At 67.5% G+C, this 14,660-nt stretch carries 11 protein-coding genes; 3 read left to right on the top strand and 8 right to left on the bottom strand.

Features of this window, described 5'->3' with window-relative positions; translation table 11 throughout:
- Positions 1-70: 70 nt before the first annotated feature.
- The 4 genes from VARPA_RS01675 to argE all read right to left on the bottom strand — a co-directional run bounded on the left by VARPA_RS01675 (position 71) and on the right by argE (position 5,231).
- Positions 71-847 carry an MHYT domain-containing protein gene (locus VARPA_RS01675; protein ID WP_013538802.1) on the bottom strand — a complete coding sequence of 259 codons (777 nt, stop codon included), beginning with the start codon at positions 845-847 and terminating at the stop codon, positions 71-73.
- A gap of 134 nt (positions 848-981) precedes the next feature.
- A complete protein-coding gene (locus tag VARPA_RS01670) occupies positions 982-2,691 on the bottom strand; it encodes a hypothetical protein (protein WP_013538801.1) in 1,710 nt (569 codons plus the stop codon).
- 118 nt (positions 2,692-2,809) lie between these two features.
- Positions 2,810-4,072, bottom strand: coding sequence for a DUF445 domain-containing protein (locus VARPA_RS01665; protein ID WP_234974910.1), 1,263 nt, complete (start codon positions 4,070-4,072; stop codon positions 2,810-2,812).
- On the bottom strand, positions 4,065-5,231 hold the full coding sequence (gene argE, locus VARPA_RS01660; protein ID WP_013538799.1) for an acetylornithine deacetylase: 1,167 nt from the start codon (positions 5,229-5,231) through the stop codon (positions 4,065-4,067). The genes VARPA_RS01665 and argE overlap by 8 nt, the downstream gene beginning before the upstream one ends.
- 100 nt (positions 5,232-5,331) lie before the next feature.
- Between argE and VARPA_RS01655 the strand changes: the two genes are divergently transcribed.
- From VARPA_RS01655 to VARPA_RS01645, 3 genes are all read left to right on the top strand, one after another.
- Positions 5,332-6,525, top strand: coding sequence for a glycerophosphodiester phosphodiesterase (locus tag VARPA_RS01655; protein ID WP_013538798.1), 1,194 nt, complete (start codon positions 5,332-5,334; stop codon positions 6,523-6,525).
- Between the two features lie 78 nt (positions 6,526-6,603).
- Positions 6,604-7,809 (top strand): M20 aminoacylase family protein, encoded by a 1,206-nt coding sequence (locus VARPA_RS01650; protein ID WP_013538797.1) that lies wholly within the window; start codon positions 6,604-6,606, stop codon positions 7,807-7,809.
- Positions 7,806-8,900: a M14 family metallopeptidase gene (locus VARPA_RS01645; RefSeq protein WP_013538796.1), complete on the top strand. Its 1,095-nt coding sequence runs from the start codon at positions 7,806-7,808 to the stop codon at positions 8,898-8,900. Before VARPA_RS01650 ends, VARPA_RS01645 begins: the two co-directional genes overlap by 4 nt.
- 54 nt (positions 8,901-8,954) lie before the next feature.
- Here VARPA_RS01645 and VARPA_RS01640 read toward each other — a convergent pair whose 3' ends face one another.
- The 4 genes from VARPA_RS01640 to VARPA_RS01625 all read right to left on the bottom strand — a co-directional run bounded on the left by VARPA_RS01640 (position 8,955) and on the right by VARPA_RS01625 (position 14,545).
- The gene (locus VARPA_RS01640; protein WP_013538795.1) at positions 8,955-10,628 is read right to left on the bottom strand and encodes a thiamine pyrophosphate-binding protein; all 1,674 of its coding nucleotides are present in this window, start codon (positions 10,626-10,628) and stop codon (positions 8,955-8,957) included.
- Between the two features lie 157 nt (positions 10,629-10,785).
- Positions 10,786-12,003 carry a pyridoxal phosphate-dependent aminotransferase gene (locus tag VARPA_RS01635; protein WP_013538794.1) on the bottom strand — a complete coding sequence of 406 codons (1,218 nt, stop codon included), beginning with the start codon at positions 12,001-12,003 and terminating at the stop codon, positions 10,786-10,788.
- A complete protein-coding gene (locus tag VARPA_RS01630; protein WP_013538793.1) occupies positions 12,000-12,908 on the bottom strand; it encodes an amino acid ABC transporter substrate-binding protein in 909 nt (302 codons plus the stop codon). Before VARPA_RS01630 ends, VARPA_RS01635 begins: the two co-directional genes overlap by 4 nt.
- Positions 12,909-13,006: 98 nt before the next feature.
- Complete coding sequence (locus VARPA_RS01625; protein WP_013538792.1) at positions 13,007-14,545, bottom strand: aldehyde dehydrogenase family protein; 1,539 nt, start codon at positions 14,543-14,545, stop codon at positions 13,007-13,009.
- Between the last annotated feature and the right edge of the window lie 115 nt (positions 14,546-14,660).

The following is a 14,660-nucleotide window of genomic DNA, read 5'->3' as shown; positions in this document are numbered from 1 at the left end:
GTCTGTGCAGGTCGCTGGTTTTCGCTCTGCACAGACTGTAGGGACCGGGCCTTCCGCCCGCTTGCGCCAACTAGCTGGTGCGGGGGCGGGCGCGCTGCGGCGTCGGGGCGTCGAGGCTGTTGCCGGTGGCCACCCAGTAGATGAAGATCAGCACCGCACCGGCCGTGCCGAACACCGACAGGCCCATGTAGCTGCCGCCGATGGCGAGCGCATCGGTCGGCGCCGCGGCCGTGCAGATCATGCTGGCGGCGGTCATGCCCACGTAGTGCATCGTGCAGACCGCCACGCCCATCACCGCAGCGGCGCCGATCTGGTGGCTCAACTTGCGCAGGTTGAAGGCCAGCCACAAGGCGGCCGCGGCGGCGGTGATGGCGATCACCACAGATAGCGCGACGGTGCCCATGTCGAGCTCCATCGTGGCGCGCATGTTCATCGCGAACATGCCCATGTAATGCATCACGCAGACGCCGACGCCTGCCAGCAGGCTGCCGGCTGCCCAGCCGGGTTTGCTGAACTTGCGCCGGCCACCGGCCAGGTAGAGGGCGATGCCGGAGATCAGGATGGCCGCCACGAGCGACACGATCGTCAGCGGCATGTTGTACGAAATGGCCACCGGCAACCGGTAGGCCAGCATGCCGATGAAGTGCATCGACCAGATGCCGATGCCCCCGAGCGCCACTGCGGCGCAGGCCACGAGGGCCAAGTTGGGTTTGCCGTCCGCGTTGACCATGCGGCCCGCGCAGATCAGCGCCACCAGCGATCCCGCGAACGAGATGAGGAATGAAAGCGCCACCAGCCCCAATGAGTACTCGGGCGACAGCAACTGGCCTACGACGAGGGGAGTCATGCGTTTTTCCTTTCAGAGCCAAACGCCTGCAAAACCCCGGAAAAACGGAGGTGACCGGGGCACCAGAGCGGCGTCCCGGCCAGTTTGTAATATTTGTTTTTAAAAGTAAATCGAAAAATGTACTTATCGTTACCCTACCTTACGGCGCGGATTCGATATATCGCATTGTTGCGATCAGCGCTCACGTAAACGGTGCCGTCGGCACCGACCGCAACGCCGGTGACCACATAGGGCGGCGGGAGGGCGGGCCCGGGAGCGAGGCCGATCGGCAGGTTCTCGGCGATGGTCCGGCGGGTGCCGTTGGCCGGGTCGATTTCCACCAGCCGCCCCGCCGCGCTCTCGGCCACGATGAAGGTGCCCCACGGCGTCTCTGCCACGCCCTCGGGCAGCGCGAGCCCGTCGACGATGGTGCGCAGCGGCGCGCTGGCATCCAGCGGAATGCGCAGCAGCTTGCCGGCGGCCTCGGTGACGTAGAGCGCGCCGTCCTGGCCCAGGACCATCTGCACCGGGCCATTCAAGCCGCTAGCAAGCACTGACTTGTCTGCAAACTTCGGCCCGCTGGCCCGCGTGATGCTGCCGGTCGCGATTTCGGCGTAGATCACGCTGCCGTCGGGCATGGGGATCGCATCGAACGGCGCCTTCAGGCCATGGATGGTTGCGACGGTCTTGAGCGTCTGGCGGTCGACCAGCTGGACCGTGCCGGTGAACCACGAGGTCAGCGCGAAGCGCGTGGGCGAGAGGCCGACCGCGAAGGGATAGTCGAGCTCCGGCTCGCGCTGCATGCGGAACACGTCGCGCACTTCGCCGGTGCGCACGTCCACCTGACGGAAGCCGAAGACGTCGGCCACCCAGAGGTCGTTGCCGTCGATCTTCAGCCCCGCGGGCACCGCCACCTTGCCGCTGGTGAGGGTGCGCAGCTCGCCCGTGGCGGGATTGAAGGCCTGCACCTCGTTGTTGGCCATGTTCGACACGTAGATCGTGCCGTCCGGCGCGATGACGAGGTTGTCGAGCGAGGGCCGAAGCTGCTTGGCGACGGTCTTGTTGCCGGTGGCGAGCTCGACCCGCACCAGCTCGCCGCTGCGCGCATCGACCAGCCACAGGTTGCCCTTGCCGTCGAGGTTGGCCGCGGCCGGGATCTTGAAGCCATCGGCAATCACGGTCATGTTGCCGTTCGCCGGATCGATCTTCACGACCTGGCCCTTGAACCACAGCGGCCCGTAGAGCAGGCCGTCGGGCCCGACCTCGAAGCCGTTGAAGCCGCCCATGTCCTTCTTGATGAGCCGCGGCGGCTTCTGGCCGGCGCGGTCGATTTCCCAGAGCGCATCGCCCAGGAACACCTGCGAGGCGTAGAGCTTGCCGTTCTTGCGGTCGAAGTCGAGCGAGTTGAGGCCGGGCAGGTCCTTGGCGAGCACGCGCATCGGCGCGGCGTCGCTCTCGCGGTAGCGCAGCATGCCCATGAGGTAGTTGGTCCACGCCAGCTCGCCCTGCGGGCCGACCGCGATGTCGTCGGCCTGGCCTTCGGGCGCGTCGATCAGCACCTTGGCCGCGCCGGTGGTGCGGTCGACTTCCCACAGCGTGTTGCCGAGCACCGAGCCCGCGAGCAGCCGGCCCTTGGCATCGATGGCCAGGCCGTGCACGCCCGAGAACGACGACGGCGGCACCAGCGCCTCGGGCGCGGCCCATGAAGCGGGCCGGCCGGCCGCCGTGGGCGACGGCGAGGGCGGCGTCGATGCCGGAACCGCAGGCGTGGGCGAGGGCAAAAGCGGTGCAACGGTGCTGCAGGCGCCCAGCAGGGCGAGCACGGCGACCAGCGCAGCAGCGCTGCGGAACGAGCCACGAGGCATGTCTTCTCCTTCTTGTGAATGCGCGCGCAGTCTAGAAGGAGTCCAGGGCCGTGGCGCGATCTCTTCCGCGACATGCGGACTTTCGTCCGCTGCGGATTACCCGCGGATCAAGGGCCACTCAGCCGCGCAGCAACTGCGTGGCGGTGTGGATCGCAAGGCCCACGAGCCCGCCCACCAGCGTGCCGTTGATGCGGATGAACTGCAGGTCGCGCCCGATGTGGCGCTCGAGCTCCACCGTCATCTCCTCGGCGTTCCACTCGCCGACCCGCTCCTCGATGTAGCGGCGGATGTCCTCCCGATAGCGCTCGATGGCCAGCGGCGCGGCGGCCTCGATCTGCTCGTTGATCCAGTGGCGGATGGCCTCGTCGGCCTGCAGCCGCGTGCCCAGCGCGCCGGCCATCGACGCGATGCGCTGGCGGATCGTCGAGTCGCCGCGGCGCAGGTCGCGGTCCAGCCACGCGAGCAGCTCGCCCCAAAGCCCGTGCAGGTAGTCGCCGAGCGCAGGGTGCGCCATCAGCTCGGCGCGTATCTGCTCGCCGCGCTGCTGGAACTCGGGGTCGAGCTTCAGGCGCACCACGAAGTCGTCGACGAAATGATCGAAACGCTTGCGCATCGGGTGGTCGGGCTCGGCAGCCAGTTCGCCGATGGTGTGCGCGACGGCGGCCACGATCTTGCGCGTGGCGAGCTTGGCCGCGACCTGGTCGAGGCCGACGTAGCGCAGCGTCTTGATCTCGCGCGCGATGGCTTCGGTGATGTGCGCCTGCACCTCCTCGCCTTCGAGCAGCCCCGCCACCTGCTGCAGCACGTCGTCGAGCAGCGCCTGGTGACGGCCGCCCGCGGTGAGCGCATCGAGCGCCTGGCCGGTGAGGCGCGAGAGGTCGATCTTTTCCAGGCCCGCCGCGGCAGCGCGGCCCATGAAATCGCGCACCCGGTCGTCGTCGAACGCCGTGAGCCCGTAGCGCGTGGCGGCCACGCCCCATTCGCCCAGCTTCTCGCCGCTTGCGGGCCGCGCGAGCCAATCGGCGATGCGGCCGGCGGTGTCGAACTCGCGCAGCTTGGCGAGCACCTGCGCGGTGCTCAGGAAGTTGTTGCAGATGAAGCCCGCGAGCTTGGCGCCGATGCGGTCCTTGTTGCTCGGGATGATCGCGGTGTGCGGGATCGGCAGGCCCAGCGGATGGCGGAACAACGCCACCACGGCGAACCAGTCGGCAATTGCGCCGACCATCGCGGCCTCGGCGAACGCGGCCACGTAGCCCCAGGCCGGATGCTGCGCGTGCAGCGCGCTGGCCAGCGCGTAAAGCAGCGCCGCCGCGCACAAGAGGCCGAGCGCGACGCGCTTCATGCGCCGCAGCGCGGCGCTGCTTGGGTCTTCTTCAGCCAATGGTGTGCGAGGTCGCGAGGCGCTCCATGAACAGCTCGCAGCGCGCGAGTTGCTCCAGGCTCACGAACTCGTCGGGCTGGTGCGCCTGCTCGATGCTGCCCGGGCCGCACACCACCGTGGGGATGCCCGCGTTCTTGAACAGGCCCGCTTCGGTGCCGAAGGCCACCAGCGTGGTGCGGTCCTCGCCCGCCAGGCGCTGCGCGAGCAGCGTGACCGGATCGTTCGCCGCGCCGAGGAAGCTCGGTATCTCGCAGATCGTTTCGAACTTGAAGCCCGCATCGGGCGCGACCTTCTTCATCGCGGGCTCCAGTCCCGCCGCATAGGCCAGCACATCGGACTGCATGCGCTTGGCATCGGCCGTGGGCAGGTCGCGGAATTCATAGCGGAACTCGGCATCGCGCGGCACCACGTTGTCGGCAATGCCGCCATGGAACTGGCCCACGCTCGCGGTGCTGAAGGGCACATCGAAGCCCTCGTAGCGCGGCTCGCTGCGCTCGAAGTCTTCCGCCATGTCGCGCACCTTGCCGATCACGCGCGCAGCCATCTCGATGGCGTTGACCGACTTGGGCGTGAGCGACGAATGCGCCTCCTTGCCGCGCACGCAGCACTTGTAGCGGTACACGCCCTTGTGGGCGATGGCCGGCACCATGCTGGTGGGTTCGCCCACGATGCAGGCGAGCGGCTTGATGCCCGCATCGCGCATGTCGGCGATGAGTTCCTTCACGCCGAAGCAGCCGATTTCTTCTTCGTAGCTGAAGGCGAAGTGCACCGCGAAGGGCGAGTCGCTTTCAAGAAAACGCTTGGCATTGGAGAGCGCGATGGCGATGAAGCTCTTCATGTCCGCCGAGCCGCGGCCGTAGAGGCGCTCGTGCTGCACCACGGCGGAGAGCGGATCGACGCTCCAGTCCTGGCCGTCCCAGGGCACCGTGTCGGTGTGCCCCGAAATGATCACCCCGGCTGGCTTGCCCTCGCCCAGTGTGGCAAAGAGGTTCGCCTTGGTGCGCTCGGCGTTGTAGGTGATGCGGCTCTTCACGCCGAGGGCGGCGAGGTGGCTCTGCGCGAGGTCGATCAGCTGCAGGTTGCTGTTCTCGCTGACGGTGTTCATGCGCACCAGCGACTGGGCCAGCGCGAGGCTTTGGGGGGAAAGCGTGTGGGGCATGCAACAGATTGTCCAAGAAGTCGATGCCCCGCGTCTGCGGTTGTCCCGGCTGTCATCGGGAGCGGGTACCCTGCGCCTCTTTTGGATGGAGAAAAAAACCATGCGCACCCTTCAGATCGCACTGACCGCCACCGCCGCCCTGTGCGTTGCGGCCTGCAGCGGCACCGGCCCCTCGGGCCCCGCCAAGCTGCTGACGCTCGACGGCAATCCGCCGCTGGTCATCGCCCACCGCGGCGCCTCGGGCTACCTGCCGGAACAGACGCTGGAGGCCTATGCGAAAGCCATCGAACTGGGTGCCGACGTGATCGAGATGGACCTGGTCTCCACCAAGGACGGCGTGCTCATCGCCCGCCACGATCCCAACCTGGCCATCAGCACCGACGTGGCCAAGCACGCCCGCTTCGCCTCGCGCAAGAAGACCATCAAGGTCGACGGCGAAACCCAGACCGGCTGGTTCAGCAACGACTTCACGCTGGCCGAGATCAAGACGCTGGGCGGCATCTCGACCGATGCCGAGCGCCCGCAGGAATTCAACGGCAAGTTCAAGATCGTGACCTTCCAGGAGATCATCGATTTCGCCAAGGCCAAGTCGAAGGAAACCGGCCGCACCATCGCGATCTACCCAGAAACCAAGAACCCGACCTACTTCCGCGACCTCGGCATGCCGATGGAAGACAAGGTTGTCGCCGCCATCAACGCGGCCGGCTGGAACAGCAAGACCGCGCCGATCTACGTGCAGTCGTTCGAGCCCGGGAGCCTCAAGTACATGAAGGCCAAGGGCCTGAACACCAAGCTCATCCAGTTGATCGACGGCGACGGCATCGACATGAAGACCGGCGCCATGACCTATGCGATTCCGGTCGACCGCCCCTATGAATGGACCAAGGCCGGCGACACGCGCAACTTCGACGTCATGGTCACGCCCGCGGGCCTGGCCGAGATCAAGACCTATGCCGACGGCATTGGCCCGTGGAAGCGCTACATCGTGACCATCAAGGGCAGCATCGGCCCGGACGGCAAGCCGCTGGACGTGAACAAGGACGGCAAGGTCAACGACGCCGACGCCACCTCGGTCTCGCCCACCACGCTGATCGCCGACGCCCACAAGGCGGGTCTCTTCGTGCACCCCTTCACCTTCCGCAACGAGTCGCGCCGCCTGGCTGCGGACTACAACAAGGACGGCAAGAACGAGTACGCGATTTATTACAAGCTCGGCGTGGACGGCGTTTTCACCGACTTCACCGATACCGCGCTGGCTGCGCGGGCCGACTATCTGAAGAGCATGGGGCGCTGATCGGGTTCTTGAACGCAGCCTGAGGGTTTGCCCGGCACGGTCTTTGCGGAGCAGTTTGCAAAGCCTAGACTGTGTCCTATGAAACTCATCGATTCGCTCGTCACGCAGGCGGCCGGCATCGCCGCCGTCCGACGTGACCTCCACGCCCACCCCGAACTCTGTTTCCAGGAAGTCCGCACCGCCGACGTGGTGGCAGGCAAGCTCACCGAATGGGGCATTCCCATCCATCGGGGCCTGGGCACCACCGGCGTCGTCGGCATCGTCAAGAACGGCACCAGCAACCGCGCGGTCGGTCTTCGGGCCGACATGGACGCCCTCCCCGTCACCGAGCTCAACACCTTCGCCCACGCCAGCAAGCACCACGGCAAGATGCACGCCTGCGGCCACGACGGCCACACCGCGATGCTGCTCGCAGCCGCCCAGCACCTGGCGAAGAACCGCAATTTCGACGGCACCGTCTACCTGATCTTCCAGCCGGCTGAAGAAGGCGGCGGCGGCGCCCGCGAAATGATCAAGGAAGGGCTCTTCGAGCAGTTCCCGATGGACGCCGTCTTCGGCATGCACAACTGGCCCGGCATGAAGGCCGGCCAGTTCGCCGTGAGCCCCGGCCCGGTGATGGCCTCGGGCAACAAGTTCTTCGTGAACGTGATCGGCAAGGGCGGCCACGCCGCGCTGCCGCAGACCGGCATCGACCCGGTGCCGATCGCCTGCGAGATCGTGCAGGCCTTCCAGACCGTGCTCACCCGCAAGATGAAGCCGACCGATTCGGCCGTGATCTCGGTCACCACCATCCATGCGGGCGAAGCCAACAACGTGATTCCCGACAACTGCGAGCTGTCGGGCACGGTGCGCACATTCTCGATCGAGGTGCTCGACATGATCGAGGCCAAGATGCGCCAGATCGCCGAGCACATCTGCGCGGCGCACGACGCGACCTGCGACTTCCGCTTCGAGCGCTACTACCCGCCCACCATCAACACCGAGGCCGAGGCCCACTTCGCACGCGACGTGATGGCCGGCATCGTCGGCCCCGAGAACGTGCTCAAGCAAGAGGCCGCCATGACCTCCGAAGACTTCGCCTTCATGCTGCAGGCCAAGCCCGGCGCCTATGCCTTCATCGGCAACGGCGACGGCACGCACCGCGACGTGCACCACGGCGAAGGCCCCTGCACGCTGCACAACGCGAGCTACGACTTCAACGACGACCTGATCCCGCTGGGTGCCACCTGCTGGGTGCAGATCGCCGAGCAGTTCCTGAACAAGCCGGGCGGCAACGTCTCATGATCGGCATCGGCGAGGCCTTTTCGCCGCGCTATGCCCAGGCGCGCCAGAAGTTCCTGCAAGGCTGCGTGAGCGCAGGCCTTACCGTCGAGCCGCATGCACATCCGCTCAAGGGCCGCGACGGCGAAGACCTGTCGATGGACGTGGCGCTGGACGGTGACGCGAACGCCGAGCGCCTGCTGCTCGTCACCAGCGCCTGCCACGGCGTCGAGGGCCATTGCGGCAGCGGCGTGCAGGTGTTCGCGCTGCACGATGCCGAGTGGCGCGACAAGGCCAAGGCACAGGGCGTGGCGGTGCTCTACGTGCACGCGCTCAACCCGCACGGCTTTTCGTACGCCCGGCGCGTGACGCACGAGAACGTCGACCTGAACCGCAACTTCATCGATTTCTCGCAGCCGGTGCCGGTCAACGAGCCCTACGCCAAGCTGCATCCGCTGCTGTTGCCCGACACCTGGCCGCCCACGCCCGAGAACCAGGCGGCGGTCGAGAAGTGGATCGAGAAGCACGGCACCACTGCTTACCAAGCGGCCGTTACCAGCGGCCAGTACCAGTTCGACGATGGCCTGTTCTTCGGCGGCAAGGCGCCCACCTGGAGCAACAAGACCATCCGCGGCGTGCTGCGCCGCCACGCGGGCAATGCCAAACGCATCGCCTGGATCGACCTGCACACGGGGCTCGGCCCCAACGGCCTGGGCGAGCGCATCTATGCGGGCAAGGACGACAAGACCGCCTACGCCCGCGCGAACGCCTGGTGGGGCACGCCCGCGGCGCCCGTCACGTCGATCTACGACGGCTCATCGACTTCGGCGCTGCTGCGCGGGCTGATGTGGGACGCCGTCTACGAGGAATGCCCGAAGGCCGAATACACCGGCATCGCGCTTGAATACGGCACGCTGCCCATCCTGGAAGTGACGGGTGCCCTCCGCGCCGACCATTGGCTGCACAAGCACCCGGATGCGCCGGCCGACCTCGCCGACGGCATCCGTGCGCGGATGGTCGAGGCGTTCTATACGGACACCGACGCCTGGCGCGGGCAGATCGTCAGCCAGGCGCGGCAGGCGATGTTCCAGGCGGTGGATGGCCTGAACGGTTGAACGGCTGACCGTTGGTTCGGTGTGCGGCCGGCAAGGGCCGTCCCGAACAACGCTTCAGTTCGCCGCCAGCGCAGCCTTGCGGATCGACTGCAGCGTGCTGGCCGGCGTGATCGCCTCGGGGTCCAGCAGGCAATGCAGGATGGCCGGCTTGCCGCTCGCCCGCGCACGCGCGAGTGCGGGGCCGAACTCTTCCGTCGTGGTCACGCGCTCGCCGTGGCCGCCGAACACCTCGGCATAGCCGCGGAAGTCGGGGTTCTTCAATTGCGTGGCGCTGATGCGGCCGGGGTAGTGCTTTTCCTGATGCATGCGGATCGTGCCGTACATGCCGTTGTCCAGCAGCACGACGAGGATCGGCAGGCCGTACTGCACGGCAGTGGCGAACTCCTGGCCGTGCATCATGAAATCGCCGTCGCCCGCGAACACGACCACCTCGCGTTCGGGCCACAGACGCTTGGCACCGACGCCGGCCGGCAGGCCGTAGCCCATCGAGCCGCTGGTCGGCGCGAGCTGGCTCGCGAACGCGCGGAACGGCCAGAAGCGATGCACCCACGTCGCGAAGTTGCCCGCGCCGTTGCAGAAGATGGTGTCGGCCGGCAGCACCTCGCGCAGGTGCTGCATGACCTCGCCCATCTGCAGCGGGCCGGGAATGCGGATGGGGGCCGGGTCGCTCCAGCGCAGGAAATCTTCGCGCGCGGTCTTCGTCTCGGCCTGCCAGGCGGGCGCCGACGCCGGACGCAGCGCGGACACCGCCTCCGCGAAAGCCTGCGGCGTGGCATGGATGCCCTGCGCCGGTCGATAGAGCTTGCCGAGCTCGTCGGCATCGGCATGCACATGCACCAGCGCCTGCTTCGGCTGCGGAATCGCAAACAGCTCGTAGCCCTGCGACGGCACTTCCGACAGCCGGCCGCCGACCAGCAGCACGAGGTCCGCATCGCGGATGCGCGCCAGCATGCGCGGATTCGCGCCGAGCCCCAGATCGCCCGCGTAGCAGGGGTGCTCGGCGGACATCAGCATCTGGCGGCGGAACGAGCAGTACACCGGGAGCGCATACGCCTCGGCGAACTTCGCGAACTGCTGCGTCGCGGCTTCGGACCAGCGGCTGCCGCCCAGGATGACGACCGGCCGCTGCGCCTGCGACAGGCGCTGCTGCAACTCGGCCAGTTGCGCCGCGCCGGGATGGGTTTCAGTGACTGCGTAGGGCAGCGCATCGGCCACCACGGCGGCTTCGGTCAGCATGTCTTCCGGCAGCGCGATCACCACCGGACCGGGGCGGCCCGAGGTCGCGACATGGAAGGCGCGCGACACCAGTTCGGGCACCCGCGCCGGATCGTCGATCTGCACCACCCACTTGGCCATCGTGCCGAAGACCGCGCCGTAGTCCAACTCCTGGAAGGCTTCGCGTCCCATCGCATCGCGTGCGATCTGGCCGACGAACAGCAGGAGCGGCGTCGAGTCCTGGTGCGCGATGTGCACGCCCGCTGCCGCATTGGTGGCGCCGGGGCCGCGCGTGACGAAGCAGATGCCGGGCTTGCCGGTGAGCTTGCCCTGCGCCTCGGCCATCATCGTGGCGCCGCCCTCTTGCCGGCACACCGTCACGTCGATCGATGCATCGTGCAAGGCATCGAGCACGGCGAGAAAGCTTTCGCCGGGCACGCAGAAGAGTTGCTGGACGCCGTGGGTGATGAGCTGGTCGACCAGGATCTGGCCGCCGGTGCGGGAGGAAGTCATGCTGTGTCCAATGCAATGAAGGTCTTGGTGTTCGCTCCTTCCCCTTCCGGGGGAAGGCTGGGATGGGGGCAAGCGGCGTTGGATGCGCCGATGGCAATGGATACGCCGCGCGCCCCCACCCCGACCCTCCCCCGGAAGGGGAGGGAGAAATGCGGGGTCATGTGAGCGCGGCGCAAGCGGCGGAAATCCGCGCGCAAGCCTCTTCGAGCTGCGCCATCGACGTCGCATACGAGATGCGGAAATACGGCGCGAGCCCGAACACGCTGCCCGGCACCACCGCCACGTCGAAGTCCTGCAGCAGGTAGCGGCAGAAGTCGCTGTCGGTCTGCAGCAGCGCGCCCGTGGCGGTGCGCTTGCCGAGCACGCCGGCGCAGCTTGCGAATGTGTAGAAGGCGCCCTCGGGCACGCGGCAGTGCAGGCCTTGCGTGCGGTTGAGCGCGGCCACGACGAAATCGCGGCGCTGTTGAAACGATGCGCAACGCTCGGCCACGATGCCCTGCGGGCCGGTGAGCGCCTCGATCGCTGCGGCCTGGCTCACCGACGACGGGCACGAGGTCGACTGGCTCTGCACCACCGCCATCGCCGCGATCAGCGCGCGCGGCCCGGCGCCGTAGCCGACACGCCAGCCGGTCATCGCATAGGCCTTCGACACGCCGTTCACCGTGAGCGTGCGATCACGCAGCCGCGGCTCGACAGCCACCGGCGTTGCGAAGGCGAGGCCGTCGTAGAGGATGTGTTCGTAGATGTCGTCCGCCAACACCCAGACACCCGAGTGGTCGAGCAGCACATCGGTGATCGGCTTGAGTTGCGCGGCACTGTAGGCCGCGCCGCTCGGATTCGACGGCGAGTTGAGAAACAGCCAGCGCGTGCGCGGCGTGATGGCCGCCTGCAGCTGCGCCGCGGTCAGGCGAAAGCCGTTCTCCTCGCCGCACGCCACCGACACCGGCACGCCGCCGCAGATCTGCACGATGTCCGCGTACGAGGTCCAGTACGGCGCGGGCAGGATCACTTCGTCGCCCGGATCAAGGCTCGCCATCAGCGCATTGAAGATCACCTGCTTGGCGCCCGCGCTCACGCTGATCTCGTCGGGCGCGAAGTCCAGCGCGTTGTCGCGCTTGAACTTCAGCTGCACGGCCGCCTTCATTGCGGGGCTCCCGTCGAGCACCGTGTAGCGCGTGTCGCCGCGCGCAATCGCCTGCGAGGCCGCATGCCGGATGTTCTCGGGCGTGTCGAAGTCGGGCTCGCCCGCACCGAGCACGATCACCGGCCGGCCGGCGCGCTTGAGCGCCTGCGCATGATCGGTGATGCGCAGGATCTCCGAGACGTGGATGGCGCGCACACGTTGCGCCGGCGAGAACACGGCTGCGTCTGTCACTTGGCGTAGGCTTCCAATGGCTTGTCGTTGGGTTCGAGCAGCAGTTGCTTCAGGGCCGGGCTCATCGGCAGGTTGAGGCTGGTGTTCTTCGGCGGAATCGCGGCCACGAACCACTTGGTGTAGATCTTCTCGAGCTCGCCGCTCTTCATGAGCTTGCGCAGCGACTCGTCCACCGCGGTCTTGAACGCCGGGTCGTCCTTGCGGAACAGGAGCGCGATCGGCTCCGAGCCCAGCGCATCGCCCACGATGCGGTAGGCCGCCGGGTTCTTCGAGTTCGCAATGATCCCGGCAAGCAGGTTGTCGTCGAGCACGAAGGCATCGGCGCGGCCCGACTCCATCAGCAGGAAGCTCTCCAGATGGTCCTTGCCGAGCATCGTGTTGTACGAGACGTTCTGCGCGCGCTCGCGCTTGCGCAGCAACTGCACGGCGGTGGTGCCGGTCGAGGCCGACACGTTGCGGCCCGCGAGCTGGTCGAGCGTGGTGATGCCCGAATCGACCCTGGTCGCCATGCGCACTTCGCTCACATACGTGGTGAGCGCAAAGGCCACCTGCTGCTGGCGCGCGGTGTTGTTGGTGGTGGGGCCGCAGCCGATGTCCAGCGTGCCGTTCTGCACCAGCGGAATCGTGTTCTGCGCGGTCACCGCCATGTATTCGAGCTTCGCATTCGGCGTGATGTCTTTCAGCACGCGCTCGCAGAGCTCGACGTGGTAGCCCACGTACTTCTCGCCCGCGCCCAGCATGTAGGCCATCGGCGGCGAGGCTTCGCGCACGCCGAGCACGACCTTGCCGCTCGCCTTGATCTTGTCGAGCGTGCCGCCAGTCGGGGCCTGCTGCGCGGTGGCTGTGGCGCCGAACGCGAGCGCGAGCAGCGCTGCGGTGGCGAGGGTCTTCAGTTGCTTCTTCATCTTCTCTGTCTCCTGGTGGTTTTTTCTTGGATGCGCGCGGCCGTCGCCTCGCCGCTGCAGCGAAACGCTGCGCGGCAAGAACAACAGGCCGGGGTCGATCAGTCGCCGATGTCGAAGGTCACGCCTTGGGCCAAGGGCAGTGCGGTCGAGTAATTGATGGTGTTGGTCGCGCGGCGCATGTACGCCTTCCAGCTGTCCGAGCCTGCTTCGCGCCCGCCGCCGGTTTCCTTCTCGCCGCCGAAGGCGCCGCCGATTTCGGCGCCGCTCGGGCCGATGTTGACGTTGGCGATGCCGCAGTCCGAACCCGCGCTCGACATGAAGCGCTCGGCCTCGCGCACATTGAGCGTGAAGATCGACGACGACAGGCCCGCGCCCACAGCGTTGTGCCATTCGATGGCTTCGTCGAGCGTGCTGTAGCGCACCACGTAGAGGATGGGCGCGAAGGTCTCGCGCAGCACCGGGCCGTCGTGCGACTTGAGTTCCACCAGCGCGGGGCGCACGTAGTAGGCGTCCTGCGTGCCGATGCCGTCGACACGGCTGCCGCCGTGCACCTTGGCGCCGATCTCACGGCTTTCGCTCAGTGCCTTCTGCATGCCGTCGAAGGCCGCGCGGTCGATCAGCGGACCGACCAGCGTGCCGGCCTCGCGCGGATCGCCCACCTGCACATTGCCGTAGACCTTCGCGAGCTTGGGCACGAGCTGGTCGTACACGCTGTCGTGCACGAAGAGGCGCCGCAGCGTCGTGCAGCGCTGGCCGGCCGTGCCCATCGCCGAGAACGCGATGCCGCGCAGCGTGAGATCGAGGTCGGCCGAGGGCGTGACGATGGCGGCGTTGTTGCCGCCCAGTTCAAGAATGGCACGGGCGAAGCGCGCAGCGAGCTTCGGCCCGACCTGCCGGCCCATCGCCGTGGAGCCGGTGGCCGAGAGGATCGGCACGCGGTGGTCGTCCACCAGCACTTCGCCGATGTCGCGCTGGCCCAGCAAGAGACCCAGCAGGCCTTCAGGCGCATCGCCGAAACGTTCGATGGCGCGCTGCGCGATGGCATGCACGGCCAGTGCGGTGAGCGGCGTTTTCTCGGACGGCTTCCACACCACCGAATCGCCGCACACCAGCGCGAGCGCCGCATTCCACGACCACACGGCCACGGGAAAGTTGAAGGCCGAGATCACGCCGCACACGCCCAGCGGATGCCAGGTTTCCATCATCCGGTGCTCGGCGCGCTCGGTGGCCAGCGTGAGGCCGTAGAGCTGGCGCGAGAGGCCGACCGCGAAGTCGCAGATGTCGATCATTTCCTGCACCTCGCCCGCGCCTTCGGACGGAATCTTGCCGGCCTCCAGCGTGACGAGGCTACCCAGGTCGCGCTTGGCGGCGCGCAGCTCTTCGCCGAGCAAGCGCACCAGCTCGCCACGGCGCGGCGCCGGCACATTGCGCCAGGCCTTGAAGGCCTCGTGCGCGCGGCCGATGGCGCCGGTGGCTTCCACGGCCGTGGTCTGCGGCACCTGTGCGATGACCTCGCCGCTGACCGGCGAGCGCACCGTCAGCTCGCCGCCGGTATAGGCGGTGCGGGGCACGCCCAGGCGCTGCAGCAGTTGTTCGACTTCGGTGGGGACAGAGAGGATGGCTTGGGCTTCGGACATGGGCGCGCTCCGGGAAGGAGGGAGAAGAAGAAAGGCAACAGGAGGCCGGGGAAATGCGGCCAATATCTGCGAATCCCGCGCGCTTGCCTAGTGAAAAAAAGGAAGGACTTGATGC

The organism is Variovorax paradoxus EPS (assembly GCF_000184745.1).
Taxonomy (GTDB): Bacteria; Pseudomonadota; Gammaproteobacteria; order Burkholderiales; family Burkholderiaceae_C; genus Variovorax; species Variovorax paradoxus_C.
This window is presented reverse-complemented; position numbering and strand designations above follow the sequence as displayed.